Source organism: Streptococcus sp. OH4692_COT-348 (assembly GCF_003859975.1).
Lineage (GTDB): Bacteria > Bacillota > Bacilli > Lactobacillales > Streptococcaceae > Streptococcus.
This window is the reverse complement of record NZ_RQZB01000009.1, coordinates 1-20,286: the sequence shown is the minus strand read 5'-3', so window position 1 is coordinate 20,286 and position 20,286 is coordinate 1. Positions and strand designations below refer to the sequence as shown.

Genomic DNA, 20,286 nt, shown 5'->3' with positions numbered 1-20,286 from the left:
AAAAATGTTCGGGTTTTTCTAGTGTATCCATGAAATAAAAACGGATACATGTTATAATAGAAGTAGCTCTTTTATGGAGGTGTTTGAGTGGAAAATCTGAAGAAAATGGCAGGTATCAAGGCTGCTGAGTTTGTCAAGGATGGCATGGTTATCGGACTGGGAACGGGTTCTACTGCCTATTATTTTGTAGAAGAAATCGGTCGTCGTATCAAGGAAGAAGGATTGCAGATTACAGCTATAACGACTTCTAGTGTGACTAGTAAACAGGCTGAAGGGCTTAATATCCCACTCAAGTCTATTGACCAAGTAGACTTCGTCGATGTGACAGTTGACGGGGCGGATGAAGTAGATAGCCAGTTTAACGGAATCAAAGGCGGTGGTGGTGCCCTTCTGATGGAGAAGGTTGTGGCAACGCCTTCAAAAGAATACATTTGGGTGGTAGATGAAAGCAAACTGGTAGAGAAACTAGGTGCTTTTAAATTGCCAGTAGAAGTGGTTCAGTATGGTGCAGAACAGGTCTTTCGTCGGTTTGAGCGAGCTGGCTACAAACCAAGTTTCCGTGAAAAAGACGGCCAACGTTTTGTGACCGATATGCAGAACTTTATCATTGACCTAGCCTTGGATGTCATTGAAGATCCAATTGCCTTTGGCCAAGAATTGGACCATATCGTTGGTGTCGTGGAGCACGGCTTATTCAACCAAATGGTGGATAAGGTCATCGTAGCTGGACGAAATGGGGTTCAGATTTTAACTTCAACAAAAGCAAACTAATCAACATAATAAGGAGACACATTATGTCAAAATTTAATCGTATTCACTTGGTGGTACTGGATTCTGTGGGAATCGGTGCTGCACCAGATGCCAATAACTTTGTCAATGCAGGGGTTCCAGATGGTGCCTCTGACACACTGGGACATATTTCCAAAACAGTTGGTTTGAATGTGCCAAACATGGCTAAAATTGGTCTTGGAAATATTCCTCGAGAAACTCCTCTTAAGACTGTTCCAGCTGAAAGCAATCCAACAGGATATGCGACAAAATTGGAAGAAGTATCTCTTGGTAAGGATACAATGACTGGTCACTGGGAAATCATGGGACTCAACATTACTGAGCCTTTCGATACTTTCTGGAATGGATTCCCAGAAGAAATCCTGACAAAAATCGAAGAATTTTCAGGACGCAAGGTTATTCGTGAAGCTAACAAACCTTACTCAGGAACAGCTGTTATCGATGACTTTGGACCACGTCAGATGGAAACTGGGGAGTTGATTATCTATACTTCGGCTGATCCTGTTTTGCAGATTGCTGCCCACGAAGACATCATTCCTTTGGATGAATTGTACCGTATCTGTGAATACGCGCGTTCGATTACCCTTGAGCGTCCTGCCCTTCTAGGTCGTATCATTGCCCGTCCATATGTAGGTGAACCAGGTAACTTCACTCGTACTGCAAATCGTCGCGATTTGGCAGTTTCACCATTTGCTCCAACTGTTTTGGATAAACTCAATGAAGCAGGTATCGATACTTACGCTGTTGGAAAAATCAACGATATCTTTAACGGTGCGGGTATTAACCACGACATGGGCCACAACAAGTCAAATAGCCACGGAATTGATACATTATTGAAGACTATGGGTCTTGCTGAGTTTGAAAAAGGATTCTCCTTCACAAACTTGGTGGACTTTGATGCCCTTTACGGCCACCGCCGCAATGCTCATGGTTACCGTGATTGCTTGCATGAGTTTGATGAACGCTTGCCTGAAATTATCGCAGCCATGAGAGAAAATGACCTTCTCTTGATTACTGCGGATCATGGAAATGATCCAACTTATGCAGGAACAGACCACACTCGTGAATATATTCCATTGTTGGCCTATAGCCCTGCCTTTAAAGGAAATGGTGTCATTCCAGTCGGACATTTTGCAGATATCTCAGCGACTGTTGCGGATAACTTTGGTGTTGAAACAGCCATGATTGGGGAAAGTTTCTTAGATAAATTGGTATAAGATGAAACGCTATGCTTTACTGGTAAGGGGCATTAATGTCGGTGGGAAAAATAAGGTTGTCATGGCGCAACTTCGTCAAGAATTGACAGAGTTGGGACTGGAAAAAGTTGAAACCTACATCAACAGTGGCAATATTTTCTTTACTTCTACAGCTCCCAAAGCTCAATTGGTTGAAAAGTTAGAGGCTTTCTTTGAAGTCCATTATCCATTTATTCAGAGCTTTTCTTTGCTGAGTCAGGAAGACTATGAAGCAGAGCTGAATAATCTGCCAGATTGGTGGACTAAAGACCTAGCTCGAAAAGATGTCCTCTTTTACACAGAGGGCTTGGATGTGGCTCAAGTGATCGAGAAAGTGAACGGTTTGGAACTGGAAGATGAAGTGGTTCATTTTGGAAGACTTGGGATTTTCTGGGGGAAATTCTCTGAGGAATCCTACTATGCAACTGCCTATCATAAGTACTTGCTCAAGATGCCTTTTTATCGCAACATCACCATTCGCAATGCTAAAACTTTTGAAAAAATCGGTCAAATGCTAAAGAATAATAAAGGAGACACACAATGACATTTTTAGACAAAATCAATGAAACAGCTGCTTTCTTGAAAGACAAGGGAATCCAAGCGCCTGAGTTTGGTCTAATCCTTGGATCAGGACTTGGAGAACTAGCAGAAGAAATCGAAAATCCAGTTGTAGTAGACTATGCTGAAATTCCAAACTGGGGCCGTTCAACAGTAGTCGGTCACGCTGGTAAATTGGTATATGGTGACCTTGCAGGTCGAAAAGTCTTGGCTCTTCAAGGGCGTTTCCATTTCTATGAAGGAAATCCTCTTGAAGTCGTGACTTTCCCAGTACGTGTGATGAAAGTTCTCGGATGCGAAGGTGTCATTGTAACCAATGCAGCTGGCGGTATTGGATTTGGTCCTGGTACCTTGATGGCTATCTCAGACCATATTAACATGACGGGGCAAAACCCATTGATGGGTGAAAACTTGGATGATTTTGGTCCTCGTTTTCCAGATATGTCTAAGGCCTACACACCAGAATACCGTGCTACTGCCCATGAAGTGGCTAAAAAACTTGGTATCAAGCTTGATGAAGGTGTCTATATCGGTGTAACTGGTCCGACTTATGAAACACCAGCAGAAATTCGCGCCTATAAGACACTTGGAGCAGATGCAGTTGGTATGTCGACTGTTCCTGAAGTTATCGTGGCAGCCCACTCAGGTTTGAAAGTTCTCGGTATTTCATGTATTACTAACCATGCTGCTGGTTTCCAAGAAGAACTCAACCACGAAGAAGTTGTAGAAGTGACTGAACGTGTTAAAGGTGATTTCAAAGGCTTGCTTAAAGCGATTCTTGCTGAACTATGAGAAAAAAATAAGTAGGAAAGCATTTCTGTAAGTTGGAAGATGAATGAAACAATTAACTTCCATATAGAATTATGATATGAAAATTGAATGAGGTTCCTATACTTTTACAAACCTCATCAAATCCTTGTTAACCAAGTATAAAAATGAAACTGTGACGATAAAGGAGATTAGCTGATTGGAGAATGTTGTTGGTAAAGAGGGTGAAAAAAATAAAAGAAAGATATATGTATAAATGAAAATCGGTCAACAAATTATGCGTTTTGGCATAAAAAAATTAAGTATCGGAGTTGTATCTGTAGCAGTTGGTTTTGCTTTTATAGTACCAACAGGTGTTTCTGCCAATGAAGGAAATCATGGTCTGAAAAATGAAGGCTCTGTATCAGTAGTAGCAAAGGATATTCCCGTAAAAGAAGGTACTGATAAAAAACAGGAAATATCTATTACAGAGGAGAAAGCAACAGCTGCTCAATCAACTTTAGAAACAAAAGAAGTTGTTACACATGAGAAAGAAAAAGCAGGAGAAGAATTATATCAAAAAGAATTTGCTGTGCCTCATGAGGAATTGAAGAAAGAGGAAATTCTAAAGGATGAGCCGAAAAATTCTCGTCCAGTAACAGAGGCAGACCTTGTCAAAATTTCTAAAGGAGAGCTCCATGTAGAGAAGGATCTTGTCGATAATTCTTTATACGGTGGAAAATTTTTAGATCCTGATGGAGATGATGATCATGATGGAATAAAAAATAAGGATGAATTGTATATTTACAATAAAGATGGGAAAGATTACTTAGGATACCATAGCCATCCTTTACTAGCAGATAGTGATGGAGATGGACTAGAAGACGGGGAAGATGATAACAAGAAACAATGGTATGTCACAGATCGTGATTCCCTCCTTTTTATGGAGTTGGCTTATCGTGATGATGATTACATTGACAAAATTCTAGATCATAAAAATCCTTTTCCAAGTCTTTATCTTGATCGTCAAGAATATAAAATGATGCACAATGAGTTAGCCCCATTTTGGAAGATGAAAAAGGCTTATCATACAGCAAGTGGCTTGGATGCTTTCTTATTTGAAACTAAGAGTGATCTTCCTTATTTAAAAGACAATACTGTTCAAATGTTGGCTATTCGTGGAACGCGAGTTAATGACGCCAAGGATTTAAGTACAGATTTGGTTTTATTTGGTGGAAATAAACCTGCACAAGCGGATGATATCCGTAATGTTGTAAAAGAACTGGCGCAGGATTCCAGCATTACCAATCTGTATATGACAGGTCATTCTCTAGGAGGCTACTTAGCTCAAATAGCAGCAGTTGAAGCTTATCAGAAATATCCTACTTTTTATAATAATGTTTTGAAAAAAGTTACGACATTTAGTGCTCCTAAAGTAATTACTTCTCGAACTATTTGGAATGCTAAAAATGGTTTCTGGGATGTAGGGTTAGAAAGTCGTAAGTTGGCTTTATCTGGAAAAATAAAACATTATGTAGTCGATAATGATAATGTTGTGACATCTTTGATTCGTAATGATAATGATATTGTAACTTTCACAGGTAACTCTAGTTTCAAGCACCGTTCGCGTGGTTATTTTGAAAGTAGAATGAATGCTATCCCGAATTTTAATATTGGAAAACGTGATGCGCTTGATAAACAGGGATATCGTGATCAAAAATTGGACAAAGTTTATTTCTTTAAGAAACAACAAGTCCCTCTGTCGTCTAGTCAACCAAGTGTTGAACCTCTTGAAAATATAGCTCTAGGAAAACGAGTAATTCAAAGTTCAACAGCTTTTGGAGGAGATGCTAGAAGAGCAGTTGATGGGAAATTAGATGGAAATTACGGACATAATTCTGTCACTCATACAGATTTTCAATCAAAACCTTGGTGGCAAGTCGATTTAGACAAGGAAGAAACGATTCGCCAGATTAATATTTACAATCGAACAGATGCTGCTCAAGATAGACTAACTAATTTTAATGTGATTCTTTTGGATAGTTCTGGAAAAGAAATTGAAAGAAAGCGCATTGCATACTTGCGAGATAGTTCCGCTCAGATTTCAATTGATTATAAGAAAGTTCGTTTTGTACGCATTGAGTTAGATGGATATAACGCTCTCAGTCTTGCAGAAGTTCAGGTTTTCCGTGCTGAGAATATCGCATGGAAAAAGCAAGCTAAGCAAAGTTCTACTGATTTTGGTGGAGATGCTAGTCGTGCCTTGGATGGCAACACCAATAGTAGTTATAGCCAGCAATCAATTACCCATACAAAATTTGAAAACCAGCCTTGGTGGGAAGTTGATTTAGGTCGTACAGAACAGGTAGGACTTGTTCGCCTTCATAATCGTGGGGATGGAGAACTTTCTAAACGTCTCTCAGACTTTGATGTGATTTTATATGATGAAAAAGGGACAGAAGTTGCTAGACAATATGTTTCTCGTTTAGAAGGAAGCAGTTTAGATCTCCAGTTGAATGGTAAATTAGGTCGTCGTGTTCGCATTCAATTGCGTCAAAAAAATCAAGCTCTCAGCCTTGCAGAAGTAGAGGTTTTTCGATTTGTAGCTAAAAATAATGCAACTACTCAAGCTTCTAAGCCTGTACAACTGTTAAACTACACTCCTGTAAAAGATAAGACCCTAACTATCCAACATAGTGGCGCTTATATTGCACGTTATTCAATATCTTGGGAAGAAGTTACAGTAGATAAAGACGGTAATTCAGTTGTTCGCAATCATTCTTGGGAAGGGAATGGACGCAATCAGATCGCAGGCTCTATCCTCAATCTCCCAATTAAGTCTAATATGCGTAATCTTCGAATTAAGATTGAGAAAAGAACTGGTCTTTTTTGGAATAGATGGCAAACTATCTATGATAATAGACCTCTTCTGGCCCAACCACATCGAAAAATCACTCACTGGGGAACAACGTTGAATTCCAAGGTGAGTGACGATGATGTCTTGTAATCTGACGATACAATGACAGTTAGGTTGTCTAGCTTATAAGGAAAGAATTACCTGAGTTTTAATGGAACTTAGGTAGCTCTCTGTGAAAGAACAAAATTAAACAGAAAAGTAGAGCGTGTGTTTTGATTTGAACACGAGCGGAAAACTTGGAAAATAGATAATCTGACTGAGAAATCAGGATTTCTCGTCAGATTCCTAATTTTTAGTCGTTTTCTTGTCGCTCTCTAATCTTCATAAAATAAAGAAAGGATGGGTTAACTGTATTCATTGAACTGAATACGGGCGGAGAACTGTGTAAAAAAGATAAACTGTCTAGCATCTGAGATGCTTCGTCAGATTCCTATTTTTACTTTGTTCTCTGTCGCTATCCTAAATATAAAAACAGAAAGGTAGAGCGAGATGTTCTGATTTGAACACGAGCGGAAAACTTTTCTAAAAACTCAGAAGAGAAGGGGAGTTCGGGATTGAATTGAAGCCGCTCTAATCTTCTCAATATCATCAAAATTAAGAAAGAAAGGAATTGACCCCACCCTAAAAGCAGTGGGAAAAAAGATAGTTGGTCTAGCGAGCATCGCTCACTGCACCCAACTCCTATTTTCCCTTTGCTTTTTGACGGGTTTGGTATCTTTCTGATTATAAATTTTAGAATAAAGAAAGGATGGGTTAACTGTATTCATTGAACTGAATACGGGCGGAGAACTGTGTAAAAAAGATAAACTGTCTAGCATCTACGATGCTTCGTCAGTTTCCTATTTTTACTTTGTTCTCTGTCGCCCTTTATATCTTAACTATGTCTATCCATATTGCTGCTAAGCAGGGTGAAATTGCTGATAAAATTCTTCTTCCTGGGGATCCTCTTCGTGCTAAATTTATTGCGGAGAACTTCCTTGAATATGCTGTTTGTTTTAACGAAGTGCGAAACATGTTTGGTTACACTGGTACTTACAAGGGTCACCGTGTGTCTGTCATGGGAACTGGGATGGGGATGCCATCTATTTCGATTTATGCGCGTGAGTTAATTGTTGACTACGGAGTAAAAAAATTGATTCGTGTGGGAACTGCAGGTTCTTTGAATGAAGACGTTCATGTCCGTGAATTGGTTTTGGCGCAGGCAGCTGCAACCAACTCAAACATCGTCCGTAATGACTGGCCACAGTATGATTTTCCACAAATTGCTAGCTTTGATTTGTTAGATAAGGCCTATCATATCGCTAAAGATTTCGGTATGACAACCCACGTTGGGAACGTTTTGTCATCTGATGTCTTCTATTCAAACTATTTTGAAAAGAATATCGAGCTTGGTAAATGGGGAGTCAAGGCTGTGGAAATGGAAGCAGCAGCTCTCTACTATTTGGCAGCCCAACATCATGTTGACGCCCTTGCTATCATGACTATCTCTGATAGTTTGGTCAATCCAGATGAAGACACAACTGCAGAAGAACGCCAAAATACCTTCACAGATATGATGAAGGTTGGATTGGAAACCTTAATTGCAGAGTAAAATGCAAAAGAAAATCCTGATTTCAAGTAAATCAGGATTTTTTCATGGATGCAATTTTTTCTGGGTCTGGTGTGACACGGAGGGTCTTTTGTCCTGTGTAAGTGACAAAGCCAGGTTTGCCACCAGTTGGTTTATTGAGTTTTTTGACTTCAATCATATCTACCTGAACCAGATTTGACAGGCGACCTTGAGAGAAGTAGGCGGCTAGTTCTGCCGCGTCTGTCTTGACTTCATCAGATGGATCTAGATTGCCTGATATGACAACGTGGCTTCCAGGAATGTCCTTGGCATGGAACCAAAGTTCCTCCTTGCGGGCCATTTTAAAGGTCAATTCCTCATTTTGCAGGTTATTGCGTCCGACATAGATGATGGTCTTGCCATCGCTTGCTAGATATTGTTCTGGCTTTTTGCGCTTCTGGATTTTCTCCCGTTGTCTTCTGCGGATAAAACCTGTTTGAATCAATTCTTCACGGATTTCAGCGATTTCTTCCAGTCCAGCTTGGTTGAGGACGGTTTCCACACTTTCAAGATAGAGAATGGTTGCCTTGGTTTCCTCAATCAGATCAGTCAAGTATTTGACAGCTTCTTTTAGTTTCTGATACCGTTTAAAATAGCGTTGGGCATTTTGATTGGGAGTCAAGGCCTTATCAAGCGCAATCGTGATAGGTAGGTTGGTATAGTAGTTGTCTAGGATAACCTGGTCTTGGTCGTTAGGCACTTGATGGAGGAAGGTTGTTAGCAATTCCCCTTTTTGGCGAAATTCTTCAGCATTGTCTGTCGCTAGTAATTCTTTTTCCTGTTTTTTGAGTTTGTGGCGGTTTTTCTGAAGTTCATTTTCAACACGACGAATGAGTTCACTGGCTTGCTGTTTGACACGGTCTCGCTCAGCCTTATCCTTATAGTAGGTGTCCAACAAATCAGAAAGACTGGCAAAAGGCTCTCCCACCTGATTTGCAAAAGGAACTGGACTGAAGGAAGTCTCAGTCAAGCATGGCTTGGTTTCTTGATTGAAAAAGTTTCGGAAAGTGAAAAGTTTTTCACTAACCAGTATGCTTTCCAATTCATTTGCCGTATCGCGTCCCAGACCTTGAAAGAGGCTTTGAAGGCTTTTAGCTGTCGTTTCCTGAGTTTGCAGGATTTCAAAGAGTTTTTCATCCTTGATAGTAAAAGGATTGAGAGATACCGTACTTGGCGGAGCGATGTAGGTCGACCCAGGAAGCAAGGTGCGGTAGCTATTTTGTGAAAAGCCAACATGTTTGATAACTTCGAGGATTTTATGACTGCTTTTATCAACCAGTAGAATATTACTGTGTTTCCCCATGATTTCGATAATCAAGGTAGCCTGGATATGGTCACCAATCTCGTTTTTATTGGAAACTGTCATTTCTACAATACGGTCATTTTCCACTTGCTCAATAGACTCAATTAAGGCACCCTGCAAATATTTTCTCAAAACCATGATAAAGGTGGAAGGTTGGGCTGGATTTTCAAAAGTCGTTTGGGTCAGCTGAATGCGTCCAAAAACAGGATGCGCAGAAAGGAGCAGGCGATGGCTTTGGCGATTGCTACGGATTTGCAAGACCAACTCTTGTTCAAAAGGTTGATTGATTTTCTGAATGCGACCGTTAACTAACTCTCTTCGCAATTCCTCAACCATGTGGTGTAAAAAAAATCCGTCAAATGACATCGTTCTCTCCTTGTGATTGTATTCCATAGTATTATATCAAAAAGGTAGAATAAAATCATGGAAATGTGGTATAATAAAGCCAAGTAAAGAGAAACGAGAAGCACATGTATATTGAAATGGTAGATGAAACTGGTCAAGTTTCAAAAGAAATGTTGCAACAAACCCAAGAAATTTTGGAATTTGCAGCCCAAAAATTAGGAAAAGAAGACAAGGAGATGGCAGTCACTTTTGTGACCAATGAACGTAGTCATGAACTCAATCTGGAGTATCGTGACACCGACCGTCCGACAGATGTCATCAGCCTTGAATATAAGCCAGAGTTGGAAATTGCCTTTGACGAAGAGGATTTACTTGAAAATCCAGAATTGGCAGAGATGATGTCTGAGTTTGATGCCTATATTGGGGAACTGTTCATCTCTATCGATAAGGCTCATGAGCAGGCCGAGGAATACGGCCACAGCTTTGAGCGTGAGATGGGCTTCTTGGCAGTACACGGCTTTTTACATATCAACGGCTATGATCACTACACTCCAGAAGAAGAAGCGGAGATGTTCGGTTTACAAGAAGAAATTTTGACAGCCTATGGACTCACAAGACAATAAACGAAAATGGAAAAATCGTGACCTGATAGCCAGTTTAGAATTTGCCCTCACAGGGATTTTTACTGCCATCAAGGAAGAACGCAATATGCGAAAACATGCAGTGACGGCTCTAGTGGTCATTCTTGCAGGTTTTATTTTTCAGGTGTCACGAATCGAATGGCTCTTTCTCCTATTGAGCATTTTCTTGGTAGTAGCTTTTGAAATTATCAATTCTGCTATTGAAAATGTGGTGGATTTGGCCAGTCACTATCACTTTTCCATGCTGGCTAAAAATGCCAAGGATATGGCGGCAGGAGCGGTATTAGTGGTCTCTCTTTTCGCTGCCTTAACAGGCGCATTGATTTTTCTCCCACGAATCTGGGATTTATTATTTTAAACAGTAAGAGGAAATTATGACTTTTAAATCAGGCTTTGTAGCCATTTTAGGACGTCCCAACGTTGGGAAGTCAACCTTTTTAAACCACGTTATGGGGCAAAAGATTGCCATCATGAGTGACAAAGCGCAGACAACGCGCAATAAAATCATGGGAATTTACACGACTGATAAGGAACAAATCGTCTTTATCGACACGCCAGGAATTCACAAGCCTAAGACGGCTCTTGGAGATTTCATGGTCGAGTCAGCTTACAGTACCCTTCGTGAAGTGGATACCGTTCTTTTCATGGTGCCAGCTGACGAAGCGCGTGGCAAGGGGGACGATATGATTATCGAGCGTCTGAAGGCTGCCAAGGTTCCTGTCATTTTAGTTGTGAACAAGATCGATAAGGTTCACCCAGATCAGCTCTTGTCTCAGATTGATGACTTCCGTAATCAAATGGACTTTAAGGAAATTGTACCAATCTCAGCCCTTCAAGGAAATAACGTCTCTCGTCTAGTGGATATTTTGAGTGAAAATCTGGACGAAGGTTTCCAATATTTTCCGTCTGATCAAATCACAGACCATCCAGAGCGATTCTTGGTTTCTGAAATGATTCGCGAGAAAGTTTTGCACCTAACTCGTGAAGAAATTCCGCATTCTGTTGCAGTAGTAGTGGATTCTATGAAACGAGATGAAGAGACAGACAAGGTGCACATCCGTGCAACCATCATGGTCGAGCGCGATAGCCAAAAAGGGATTATCATCGGTAAAGGTGGCGCTATGCTTAAGAAAATCGGTAGCATGGCTCGTCGTGATATTGAACTCATGCTAGGAGACAAGGTCTTCCTAGAAACATGGGTCAAGGTCAAGAAAAACTGGCGCGATAAAAAGCTAGATTTGGCTGACTTTGGCTATAATGAAAAAGAATACTAAGTAGAGGTGGGCTCATGCCTGCTTCTTGTTTTTACAGAAGGAGGACTTATGCCTGAATTACCTGAGGTTGAAACCGTTCGTCGTGGCTTAGAAAAATTGATTTTAGGAAAGAAGATTTCGAGTATAGACATTCGTTATCCCAAGATGATTAAGACGGATTTGGACGAGTTTCGAAAGGAAGTGCCTGGCCAACTAATTGAGTCTATAGGGCGCCGTGGCAAATATTTGCTTTTCTACCTGACAGACAAGGTCTTGATTTCCCATTTGCGGATGGAGGGCAAGTATTTTTATTATCCGTATCAGGTTCCTGAACGCAAACATGCCCATGTTTTCTTCCAATTTGAGGATGGTGGCACGCTTGTTTATGAGGATGTTCGCAAGTTTGGTACTATGGAACTCTTGGCGCCTGATCTTTTAGACGCCTACTTTATTTCTAAAAAATTAGGTCCTGAACCAAGCGAACAAGACTTTGATGTGCAGGTCTTTCAAGCTGCCCTAGCTAAGTCTAAAAAGCCTATCAAATCCCATCTTTTAGACCAGACCTTGGTAGCTGGCCTTGGCAATATCTATGTGGATGAGGTTCTCTGGCGAGCTCAGGTTCATCCAGCCAGACCTTCCCAGACTTTGACAGCAGAAGAAGCGACTGCCATTCATGACCAGACCATCGCTGTTTTGGGTCAGGCTGTTGAAAAAGGTGGTTCCACTATTCGGACCTATACCAATGCCTTTGGGGAAGATGGAACCATGCAGGATTTTCATCAGGTCTATGACAAGGCTGGTCAAGAATGTGTACGCTGTGGTACCATCATTGAGAAAATCCAACTAGGCGGACGAGGAACTCACTTTTGTCCTCAGTGCCAAAGGAGGGGCTGATGGGAAAAATCATCGGAATTACAGGAGGAATTGCCTCTGGTAAGTCAACTGTGACAAATTTTCTAAGAAAACAAGGCTTTCAAGTGGTGGATGCTGACGCAGTCGTCCACCAACTACAGAAACCTGGTGGTCGCCTGTTTGAGGCTCTAGTCCAGCACTTTGGGCAAGAAATTATCCTTGAAAATGGAGAACTCAATCGGCCTCTCCTAGCTAGTCTCATCTTTTCAAATCCTGAAGAGCGAGAATGGTCTAGGATAACTCAAGGAGAGATTATCCGTGAGGAACTAGCTACGTTGAGAGACCAGTTGGCTCAGACAGAAGAGATTTTCTTCATGGATATTCCCCTACTTTTTGAGCAGGCCTACAGCGCTTGGTTTGATGAGACTTGGTTGGTCTATGTGGACCGAGATGTCCAAGTGAAACGCTTAATGAAAAGGGACCAGTTGTCCAAAGATGAAGCTGAGTCTCGTCTGGCAGCCCAGTGGCCTTTAGAGAAAAAGAAAGATTTAGCCAGCCAGGTTCTTGATAATAATGGCGGTCGTGATCAGCTTGTGAGTCAAGTAGTTACTAAACTTGAAATAATTGAGAGTCAGTTAATAGATTAGCTTAGAAGAAGTATCTTAGCATTGTTTATTAAATGTAGCTAAAAATAGAGTATTATCAAAAGTAAAGGAAATCTAGTGCGAGTAAAAATTAATCTCAAATGCTCCTCTTGTGGCAGTATCAATTACCTAACCAGTAAAAATTCAAAAACCCATCCAGACAAGATTGAGGTTTTAAAGTATTGTCCCAAGGAAAGAAAAGTAACCCTACATCTTGAATCTAAGTAGATTTTATGGTAAAATAATAGGGATTTTAAGGAGTTTGATATGTATAACCTATTATTAACCATTTTATTAGTATTATCTGTTGTGATTGTGATTGCGATTTTCATGCAACCAACCAAAAACCAATCCAGCAATGTATTTGATGCCAGCTCAGGTGATTTGTTTGAACGCAGTAAAGCACGCGGTTTTGAAGCTGTAATGCAGCGTTTGACAGGGATTTTAGTCTTTTTCTGGCTAGCCATTGCCTTAGCATTGACGGTATTATCAAGTAGATAAGAAAATAATGGGCAAGACTAGGTCTTTGCCTCTTTTTATTTTTAAAACGATGTTTGAGAAGGTTTTACAGTAAGAGGAAATTAAAAAATCTAGAAAGAAAATATGAAAGATAGAATAAAAGAATATTTACAAGACAAGGGAAAGGTAGCTGTCAATGACTTGGCTCAGGCTTTGGGAAAAGATGGATCCAAGGATTTTCGTGAGTTGATTAAAACTTTGTCCCTAATGGAAAGAAAGCATCAGATTCGCTTTGAAGAAGATGATACTCTGACATTAGAAGTTAAGAAAAAACATGAGATTACTCTCAAGGGGATTTTTCATGCCCATAAAAATGGCTTTGGTTTTGTCAGCCTAGAAGGCGAGGAGGACGACCTTTTTGTAGGTAAAAACGATGTCAACTATGCTATTGATGGCGATACTGTTGAGGTTGTCATCAAGAAAGTCGCTGATCGTAACAAGGGAACAGCGGCGGAAGCCAAAATTATCGATATCCTAGAACACAGTTTGACAACTGTTGTCGGTCAAATCGTTCTAGATCAGGAAAAGCCTAAGTATGCTGGCTACATCCGTTCGAAAAATCAGAAAATCAGCCAACCGATTTATGTAAAAAAACCAGCCCTTAAACTGGAGGGAACAGAAGTTCTCAAGGTCTTTATCGATAAATACCCAAGCAAGAAACATGATTTCTTTGTCGCTAGTGTCCTCGATGTGGTGGGGCATTCAACGGATGTCGGAATTGATGTTCTTGAGGTTTTGGAGTCTATGGACATTGTCTCAGAATTTCCAGAGGCTGTTGTCAAGGAAGCAGAAAGTGTGCCTGATGTTCCATCTCAAAAGGATATGGAAGGCCGTCTGGATCTAAGAGATGAGATTACCTTTACCATTGACGGTGCTGACGCCAAAGACTTGGACGATGCGGTGCATATCAAGGCTTTAAAAAATGGGAATTTGGAGCTCGGTGTTCACATCGCAGATGTTTCCTACTATGTGACCGAGGGGTCTGCCCTTGATAAGGAAGCCCTTAATCGCGCAACTTCTGTCTATGTGACAGACCGTGTGGTCCCAATGCTTCCAGAACGACTGTCAAATGGTATCTGCTCCCTCAATCCTCAAGTTGACCGTCTAACTCAGTCAGCCATCATGGAGATTGATAAACATGGTCGTGTGGTCAATTACACCATTACACAAACAGTTATCAAGACCAGCTTCAGGATGACCTACAGTGATGTCAATGATATCCTAGCTGGAGACAAGGAAAAGAGACAAGAATATCAGAAAATTGTTCCAAGTATCGAACTCATGGCCAAGCTCCATGAAAGGCTAGAAAACATGCGTGTGAAACGTGGAGCCCTCAATTTCGATACCAACGAAGCGAAGATTTTAGTGGACAAACAAGGTAAGCCTGTTGATATCGTTCTTCGTCAGCGTGGTGTTGCCGAGCGCATGATTGAATCCTTTATGTTGATGGCCAACGAAACAGTTGCCGAGCATTTCAGCAAGTTGGAGCTACCTTTCATCTATCGAATTCACGAGGAGCCTAAGGCTGAAAAAGTTCAGAAGTTTATTGATTATGCTTCAAGCTTTGGATTGCGCATTTATGGGACTGCTAGTGAGATTAGTCAGGAGGTGCTTCAAGACATCATGCGTGCTGTTGAGGGGGAACCTTATGCAGATGTATTGTCTATGATGCTTCTTCGCTCAATGCAACAGGCTCGCTATTCGGAGCACAATCACGGTCACTATGGACTAGCGGCTGATTATTATACTCACTTTACTAGTCCGATTCGTCGTTATCCAGACCTTCTTGTTCACCGCATGATTCGTGACTACGGCCGTTCTAAGGAAATAGCCGAGCATTTTGAGCAAGTGATCCCAGAGATTGCGACCCAGTCTTCCAACCGTGAGCGTCGTGCCATTGAGGCTGAGCGTGAAGTCGAAGCCATGAAAAAGGCTGAGTATATGGAAGAATACGTGGGCGAAGAGTACGATGCGGTTGTGTCCAGCATTGTCAAGTTTGGTCTCTTTGTTGAATTGCCAAACACGGTTGAAGGCTTGATTCACATCACAAATCTACCTGAATTTTACCATTTCAACGAACGTGATTTGACTCTTCGTGGGGAGAAATCGGGAACAACCTTCCGTGTCGGACAGCAGATTCGCATTCGGGTTGAAAGAGCTGATAAGATGACGGGCGAAATTGACTTTTCTTATATTCCAAGTGAATTTGATGTGATTGAAAAAGGCTTGAAACAGTCTAGTCGTAATGATAGAGGGCGTGGTTCAAGTCGTCGTTCAGATAAGAAGGAAGATAAGAGAAAATCAGGACGCTCAAATGATAAGCGCAAGCATTCACAAAAAGACAAGAAGAAAAAGGGCAAGAAACCTTTTTACAAGGAAGTAGCTAAGAAAGGAGCCAAACATGGCAAAGGGCGAGGGAAAGGTCGTCGCACAAAATAAAAAGGCACGCTACGACTATACAATCGTAGATACGCTAGAGGCAGGGATGGTCCTGACTGGAACTGAAATCAAGAGTGTACGAGCTGCTCGAATCAATCTCAAGGATGGCTTTGCCCAAGTAAAAAATGGGGAGGTCTGGTTGAGTAATGTTCATATCGCTCCTTACGAAGAGGGCAATATCTGGAACCAAGAACCAGAACGTCGTCGTAAACTTCTGCTCCATAAGAAACAAATCCAAAAGTTGGAACAAGAGACTAAAGGAACAGGTATGACACTGGTTCCCCTTAAAGTCTATATCAAAGATGGTTACGCTAAACTCCTTTTAGGTTTAGCTAAAGGGAAGCATGACTATGATAAACGGGAGTCAATCAAACGTCGTGAGCAGAATCGCGATATTGCGCGCGTGATGAAAGCTGTTAATCAGCGATAAAAAGAGGAATGAAGATGGAAAAACTAGTTGCCTATAAACGCATGCCTTTGTGGACTAAAGAAACCATGCCAGAGGCTGTTCAGCAGAAACACAACACCAAGGTTGGGACTTGGGGGAAAATTACTGTCTTGAAGGGAGCTCTCAAGTTTATTGAATTGACAGAGGATGGTGAGGTTTTAGCTGAGCACCTCTTTGAAGCAGGGGCCGACAACCCCATGGCGCAACCACAAGCATGGCACCGAGTGGAGGCTGCCACAGATGATGTAGAGTGGTACTTGGAATTTTATTGTAAACCTGAGGATTATTTCCCTAAGAAATACAATACCAATCCTGTTCATTCAGAGGTTCTAGAGGCAATGCAGATAGTAAAACCAGGGAAAGCCTTGGATTTGGGCTGTGGTCAGGGCCGTAATTCTCTCTTTTTAGCCCAGCAAGGTTTTGATGTGACAGCTGTGGATCAAAATGAACTGTCCCTTGAAATCTTGCAAAGCATTGTGGAGCAAGAAGATCTGGACATGCCAGTTGGTCTTTACGATATCAATTCAGCCAGTATTGGGCAAGACTATGATTTCATCGTTTCGACAGTTGTTTTGATGTTTTTGCAAGCAGATTGCATTCCTGCAATTATCAAAAATATGCAGGAACATACTACGGTCGGTGGTTATAATCTTATCGTTTGTGCCATGGATACGGAAGATTACCCTTGCTCTGTGAACTTCCCATTTACCTTTAAAGAAGGGGAATTGGCAGACTATTACAAGGACTGGGAATTGGTTAAGTACAATGAAAATCCAGGCCATTTGCACCGTCGTGACGAAAATGGCAATCGTATTCAACTACGCTTTGCGACCATGCTAGCCAAGAAAATCAAATAAACATGTATGAAGATTGGGAAATTTCCTGACCTTTTTAAAAATGCTAAATGTTACAAAAATTTAATATTTCTGATAATATAATTTTTATTTCAAGAAGTGCCATAGTTATAGAATAAAATCACCTTTATGCGTATATATACGCATAAAAATTATAAAAGATTAAAAAAATATGAAAAATATGAAACAGAGGCTATTGAATTATTAGAGTAAAAGTGTATTATAAAGCGTGATACAAATATTTATTTTGGAGGAAATTAGATGTTTCATAAAGGTAAACACGATCGTGAAAAACAATTACGTTTTTCTATTCGTAAGGTCAGCTTTGGTGCAGCTAGTGTCGCAGTAGCTGCATTGTTCATGTTTTTAGGAAATGGAGCAGTATCTGCTGCAGAGCAAGGGGTGCCTTCAACTAATGGGGAGACTCAAGCACAGCAACCTAAAGATCAGAATGCCCAGAATGGGACCTACGAAGGGAACACAGTAGCCACTAGTCCTGCTGCAACAGTAGAGACAAATACTCAACCTTCAAAAGTTGAAAATAGTCCTTCTCCAGAATCAGCACCTCAGAAGGTGGGGACTCTAGATAAGAAAGAATTAACAGATTTAATCAGAGAAATTGATGGAAAGTTTGCTAAAGGAACATATGCTACTAAGACAGAAGAAAGCGTTAACAATCTTAGAACTGTCTTAGAAGAAGCAAGAATAGCATTAAACAATGCGAAAACACAAGCTGAATTATCACAAGCCCATGCAAACCTAATTGTAGCAACTACACAACTAAAAACAAAACCAGAAGAGAAAAAAGAAGCACCAGCAGTAGATACCACAAATGGACAACCAACTGTAGGTAAAAAAACAACGAATACTGAAAAAGCTTCAGATTCTAACTCTATTGCAAACTCAGGTTCTAGAGATGAACGTAATGGGAAAGCATTGGATGCCAATAATCCATTCCGTACGGATGCGGCTACAACGAATACGGATCCATATGCAAATCAGACCTATACAGCACCAGCAGAAGATGCTGATTTAAATACTTTAGTTCAAAAATTAAAGGAATTAGATCCTACAGTTGAAAATAATACAAAAATTTCTCAAAATATGGATAGCTTAGGTGATAGTAAACAAGTTGAAAAAGGTGCTGTAAAAGAAATTACTGAATTTGGTGGTTGGACAGCAATCGATGGTGGTGTGTTTGCCATTGCTAGAAGAACTGAAGAAGGGGTGTATCCTCTTGAAACAATCAATTCAACACTAGATGATACTGTTTGGTTGCAAGAACAAGCCTTTGATAGAGATGCTGAGTATACTTTGTTACTATCAAAGAGTATAACTAGAGAAAATCGAGATGAAGCAGCTTGGGATGGCAGTGCATATAAACCAACTGGAGCAGCTGGTGGAGTGACCAAGAATGTTGCTAAATATAAAGGAATTGAAAAAATATTTACAGCCTATTCGAGTAAAGAAGGTTCAGATGTAATTGTTAAGTTTAAACCTGGTTATGTTGGGGATAGTGAAGGTTCTAAAGCTAACTATAAAATTCAAGTTTATAGTATTACAGGAAATCAAGAGACATTAGTATATGAGACAACTTTTGATCCTTCTGTAGCTGCAAATGATGATAAAAAAATTGTTACAAAAGCAACAGATGGAACGAATAAAGCAAAAATAAGAATTTCTAAAACGCCAAATTCAACTACTATAGATAGCGGAATTGATCATACTACACGTAAAGAATTCATCGGTAAAAGAGAAGCTGAAAAATTAATGGCAAAACCTGAGAATCTACCAAATGGAAAAGCCGGAACGTTTACGAGTAAGCCTATTGAATTACCTAAAGGTGCAGATCATTATAAGGTTAGAATTTCTCTAGCAGATCAAAATCGTACTGGTATGAGTTATCAAGCTTGGGATGAAAAATATTCTATTCCTGTTACTGGAGCTGACTTCTCAATTGCGCAAGATACAAGTAAAGTAGCAAGAAATCTTTTACAAAGAATTTATGATAAATTAAAAGCTACAGAATCAGCAGATAAAAATGGTAAAACTGCTCAAACAATTCAAGAATATGAAGCAGAATTAGAAAAAGTTAGAACACTATTAGCAGATCCTGCTGCTAGAACTGCTAATTTTAAGCAAGCTTTACAAGATTTGTTAGCTAAACAATCAGGTTTGAAAACTGATAAAACAGGATTAACAAATTCAAAAGCTGAGTTGGATGCATTGATTAATGAAGATCCAACAGTAGGAAAAACAGAAGATACGGTAAATGCTTATAATACAGCAAAAGAAGCTGCAAAAGCTGAAATTACAGAAGCGTTAAAAGTACTTAATGACGAAAGTGCAACACCGGAACAAGTTTCAGCAACTCTTGAAAAGGTAAATGCGAAAAAAGCAGCATTACAAAAAGCTAAAGATGGATTAATTGAAGGCGCAACTACAGAAGAAAAAGCAAAATTAAAAACAGATGCAGATTCGCTAGTAAAAGCAGATACGACTGGAAAAACACCAAAAAGTATTGAAGCTTATAATACAAAATACGAAGCGATAAAAGCACAATTAGAAGCAGCCAAAACAGAAGCTGCAGTAGTATTAGCAAAAGGGAATAATGCATCTAAAGCAGAAGTGCAAGCAGCTCAAACGAAAGTAGATGTGGCAAAAGCTGAATTAACAAAAGCAGCAGAATTATTGAAAGCTCTTGACAGAGAAACTGCTAAAAAAGAAATTACAGATGCCGCTAAAAAAGCGACGGATGCTATTGAAGCAAGTGCAAGATTAACGCCAGAACAAAAGGCGGAAGAAAAAGCAAAAGTTGCTAAAGTAGCAAAAGCCGCAACAGCTGCAATTGATAATGCAACAACAGAAGAGAGTGTCAATTCTGCAAAGGACAATGGAAAATTAGCTATCGAAAAAGCAGTAGCAATTACAGCAATTAATGCTGAAAAAGCAGCGAAAGAACAAGAAGTTGATAAGAACGCTAAATTGTCAGACGATGAAAAAGCAGCAGCGAAAGCTGAAGTAGCAAAAGCCGCCATCGCGGCCGTAAATGCTATCAATGAAGCGAAAGATCAAGATGGTGTAGACGGAGCTCAGGCTACAGGACTTAAAGCAATTGAAGCAGTAACTCCAG

Annotated in this window: 18 protein-coding genes; 17 read left to right on the top strand and 1 reads right to left on the bottom strand. The window is 40.3% G+C overall.

The window, feature by feature from the left end; translation table 11 throughout:
* The first annotated feature begins 87 nt into the window (after positions 1–87).
* From rpiA to deoD, 6 genes are all read left to right on the top strand, one after another.
* Positions 88–771, top strand: coding sequence for a ribose-5-phosphate isomerase RpiA (rpiA, locus tag EII37_RS06210; protein WP_124787963.1), 684 nt, complete (start codon positions 88–90; stop codon positions 769–771).
* A gap of 23 nt (positions 772–794) precedes the next feature.
* Entirely contained in the window at positions 795–2,006 is a 1,212-nt protein-coding gene (locus EII37_RS06205; protein WP_000033118.1) for a phosphopentomutase, read from the top strand.
* Position 2,007: 1 nt separating this feature from the next.
* Positions 2,008–2,568 (top strand): DUF1697 domain-containing protein, encoded by a 561-nt coding sequence (locus EII37_RS06200; protein ID WP_124787962.1) that lies wholly within the window; start codon positions 2,008–2,010, stop codon positions 2,566–2,568.
* Positions 2,565–3,374, top strand: coding sequence for a purine-nucleoside phosphorylase (locus EII37_RS06195; protein ID WP_115904434.1), 810 nt, complete (start codon positions 2,565–2,567; stop codon positions 3,372–3,374). The genes EII37_RS06200 and EII37_RS06195 overlap by 4 nt, the downstream gene beginning before the upstream one ends.
* A gap of 232 nt (positions 3,375–3,606) precedes the next feature.
* Positions 3,607–6,336: a thiol-activated cytolysin C-terminal domain-containing protein gene (locus EII37_RS06190; protein ID WP_124787961.1), complete on the top strand. Its 2,730-nt coding sequence runs from the start codon at positions 3,607–3,609 to the stop codon at positions 6,334–6,336.
* A 790-nt stretch (positions 6,337–7,126) separates the two neighbouring features.
* Complete coding sequence (deoD, locus tag EII37_RS06185) at positions 7,127–7,837, top strand: purine-nucleoside phosphorylase (RefSeq protein ID WP_124788044.1); 711 nt, start codon at positions 7,127–7,129, stop codon at positions 7,835–7,837.
* Positions 7,838–7,868: 31 nt separating this feature from the next.
* On the opposite strand, the gene pavA is transcribed toward deoD, so the two are convergent.
* A complete protein-coding gene (pavA, locus tag EII37_RS06180; RefSeq protein ID WP_124787960.1) occupies positions 7,869–9,524 on the bottom strand; it encodes an Rqc2 family fibronectin-binding protein PavA in 1,656 nt (551 codons plus the stop codon).
* A 104-nt stretch (positions 9,525–9,628) separates the two neighbouring features.
* Here pavA and ybeY point away from each other — a divergent pair, with 104 nt between their 5' ends.
* The 11 genes from ybeY to EII37_RS06125 form a co-directional block, all read left to right on the top strand.
* A complete protein-coding gene (ybeY, locus tag EII37_RS06175; protein WP_000275156.1) occupies positions 9,629–10,126 on the top strand; it encodes an rRNA maturation RNase YbeY in 498 nt (165 codons plus the stop codon).
* Positions 10,107–10,502 (top strand): diacylglycerol kinase family protein, encoded by a 396-nt coding sequence (locus EII37_RS06170; RefSeq protein WP_124787959.1) that lies wholly within the window; start codon positions 10,107–10,109, stop codon positions 10,500–10,502. Before ybeY ends, EII37_RS06170 begins: the two co-directional genes overlap by 20 nt.
* A gap of 16 nt (positions 10,503–10,518) precedes the next feature.
* Entirely contained in the window at positions 10,519–11,418 is a 900-nt protein-coding gene (era, locus tag EII37_RS06165) for a GTPase Era (RefSeq protein WP_000143259.1), read from the top strand.
* 48 nt (positions 11,419–11,466) lie between these two features.
* Positions 11,467–12,291 carry a DNA-formamidopyrimidine glycosylase gene (gene mutM, locus EII37_RS06160; RefSeq protein ID WP_124787958.1) on the top strand — a complete coding sequence of 275 codons (825 nt, stop codon included), beginning with the start codon at positions 11,467–11,469 and terminating at the stop codon, positions 12,289–12,291.
* Positions 12,291–12,896 carry a dephospho-CoA kinase gene (coaE, locus tag EII37_RS06155; RefSeq protein WP_124787957.1) on the top strand — a complete coding sequence of 202 codons (606 nt, stop codon included), beginning with the start codon at positions 12,291–12,293 and terminating at the stop codon, positions 12,894–12,896. The genes mutM and coaE overlap by 1 nt, the downstream gene beginning before the upstream one ends.
* Positions 12,897–12,971: 75 nt before the next feature.
* Entirely contained in the window at positions 12,972–13,121 is a 150-nt protein-coding gene (gene rpmG / locus EII37_RS06150; RefSeq protein WP_001809104.1) for a 50S ribosomal protein L33, read from the top strand.
* 39 nt (positions 13,122–13,160) lie between these two features.
* Positions 13,161–13,394 (top strand): preprotein translocase subunit SecG, encoded by a 234-nt coding sequence (secG, locus tag EII37_RS06145; RefSeq protein WP_000282517.1) that lies wholly within the window; start codon positions 13,161–13,163, stop codon positions 13,392–13,394.
* A gap of 102 nt (positions 13,395–13,496) precedes the next feature.
* Positions 13,497–15,851, top strand: coding sequence for a ribonuclease R (rnr, locus tag EII37_RS06140; RefSeq protein WP_124787956.1), 2,355 nt, complete (start codon positions 13,497–13,499; stop codon positions 15,849–15,851).
* Positions 15,814–16,281, top strand: coding sequence for an SsrA-binding protein SmpB (gene smpB / locus EII37_RS06135; protein WP_124787955.1), 468 nt, complete (start codon positions 15,814–15,816; stop codon positions 16,279–16,281). The genes rnr and smpB overlap by 38 nt, the downstream gene beginning before the upstream one ends.
* A 14-nt stretch (positions 16,282–16,295) precedes the next feature.
* Positions 16,296–17,156: an SAM-dependent methyltransferase TehB gene (gene tehB / locus EII37_RS06130; protein ID WP_124787954.1), complete on the top strand. Its 861-nt coding sequence runs from the start codon at positions 16,296–16,298 to the stop codon at positions 17,154–17,156.
* Positions 17,157–17,414: 258 nt separating this feature from the next.
* Positions 17,415–20,286: DUF1542 domain-containing protein (locus EII37_RS06125; RefSeq protein ID WP_124787953.1), on the top strand; the 2,872-nt coding region annotated here is incomplete at its 3' end.

Excerpts from the sequence above, each read along its gene's own strand:
- EII37_RS06205 (WP_000033118.1), top strand. The coding sequence starts at position 795 with ATGTCAAAATTTAATCGTATTCACTTGGTGGTACTGGATTCTGTGGGA.
- EII37_RS06200 (WP_124787962.1), top strand. The coding sequence starts at position 2,008 with ATGAAACGCTATGCTTTACTGGTAAGGGGCATTAATGTCGGTGGGAAA.
- EII37_RS06195 (WP_115904434.1), top strand. The coding sequence starts at position 2,565 with ATGACATTTTTAGACAAAATCAATGAAACAGCTGCTTTCTTGAAAGAC.
- EII37_RS06190 (WP_124787961.1), top strand. The coding sequence starts at position 3,607 with ATGAAAATCGGTCAACAAATTATGCGTTTTGGCATAAAAAAATTAAGT.
- deoD (WP_124788044.1), top strand. The coding sequence starts at position 7,127 with ATGTCTATCCATATTGCTGCTAAGCAGGGTGAAATTGCTGATAAAATT.
- pavA (WP_124787960.1), bottom strand. The coding sequence starts at position 9,524 with ATGTCATTTGACGGATTTTTTTTACACCACATGGTTGAGGAATTGCGA.
- ybeY (WP_000275156.1), top strand. The coding sequence starts at position 9,629 with ATGTATATTGAAATGGTAGATGAAACTGGTCAAGTTTCAAAAGAAATG.
- EII37_RS06170 (WP_124787959.1), top strand. The coding sequence starts at position 10,107 with ATGGACTCACAAGACAATAAACGAAAATGGAAAAATCGTGACCTGATA.
- era (WP_000143259.1), top strand. The coding sequence starts at position 10,519 with ATGACTTTTAAATCAGGCTTTGTAGCCATTTTAGGACGTCCCAACGTT.
- mutM (WP_124787958.1), top strand. The coding sequence starts at position 11,467 with ATGCCTGAATTACCTGAGGTTGAAACCGTTCGTCGTGGCTTAGAAAAA.
- coaE (WP_124787957.1), top strand. The coding sequence starts at position 12,291 with ATGGGAAAAATCATCGGAATTACAGGAGGAATTGCCTCTGGTAAGTCA.
- secG (WP_000282517.1), top strand. The coding sequence starts at position 13,161 with ATGTATAACCTATTATTAACCATTTTATTAGTATTATCTGTTGTGATT.
- rnr (WP_124787956.1), top strand. The coding sequence starts at position 13,497 with ATGAAAGATAGAATAAAAGAATATTTACAAGACAAGGGAAAGGTAGCT.
- smpB (WP_124787955.1), top strand. The coding sequence starts at position 15,814 with ATGGCAAAGGGCGAGGGAAAGGTCGTCGCACAAAATAAAAAGGCACGC.
- tehB (WP_124787954.1), top strand. The coding sequence starts at position 16,296 with ATGGAAAAACTAGTTGCCTATAAACGCATGCCTTTGTGGACTAAAGAA.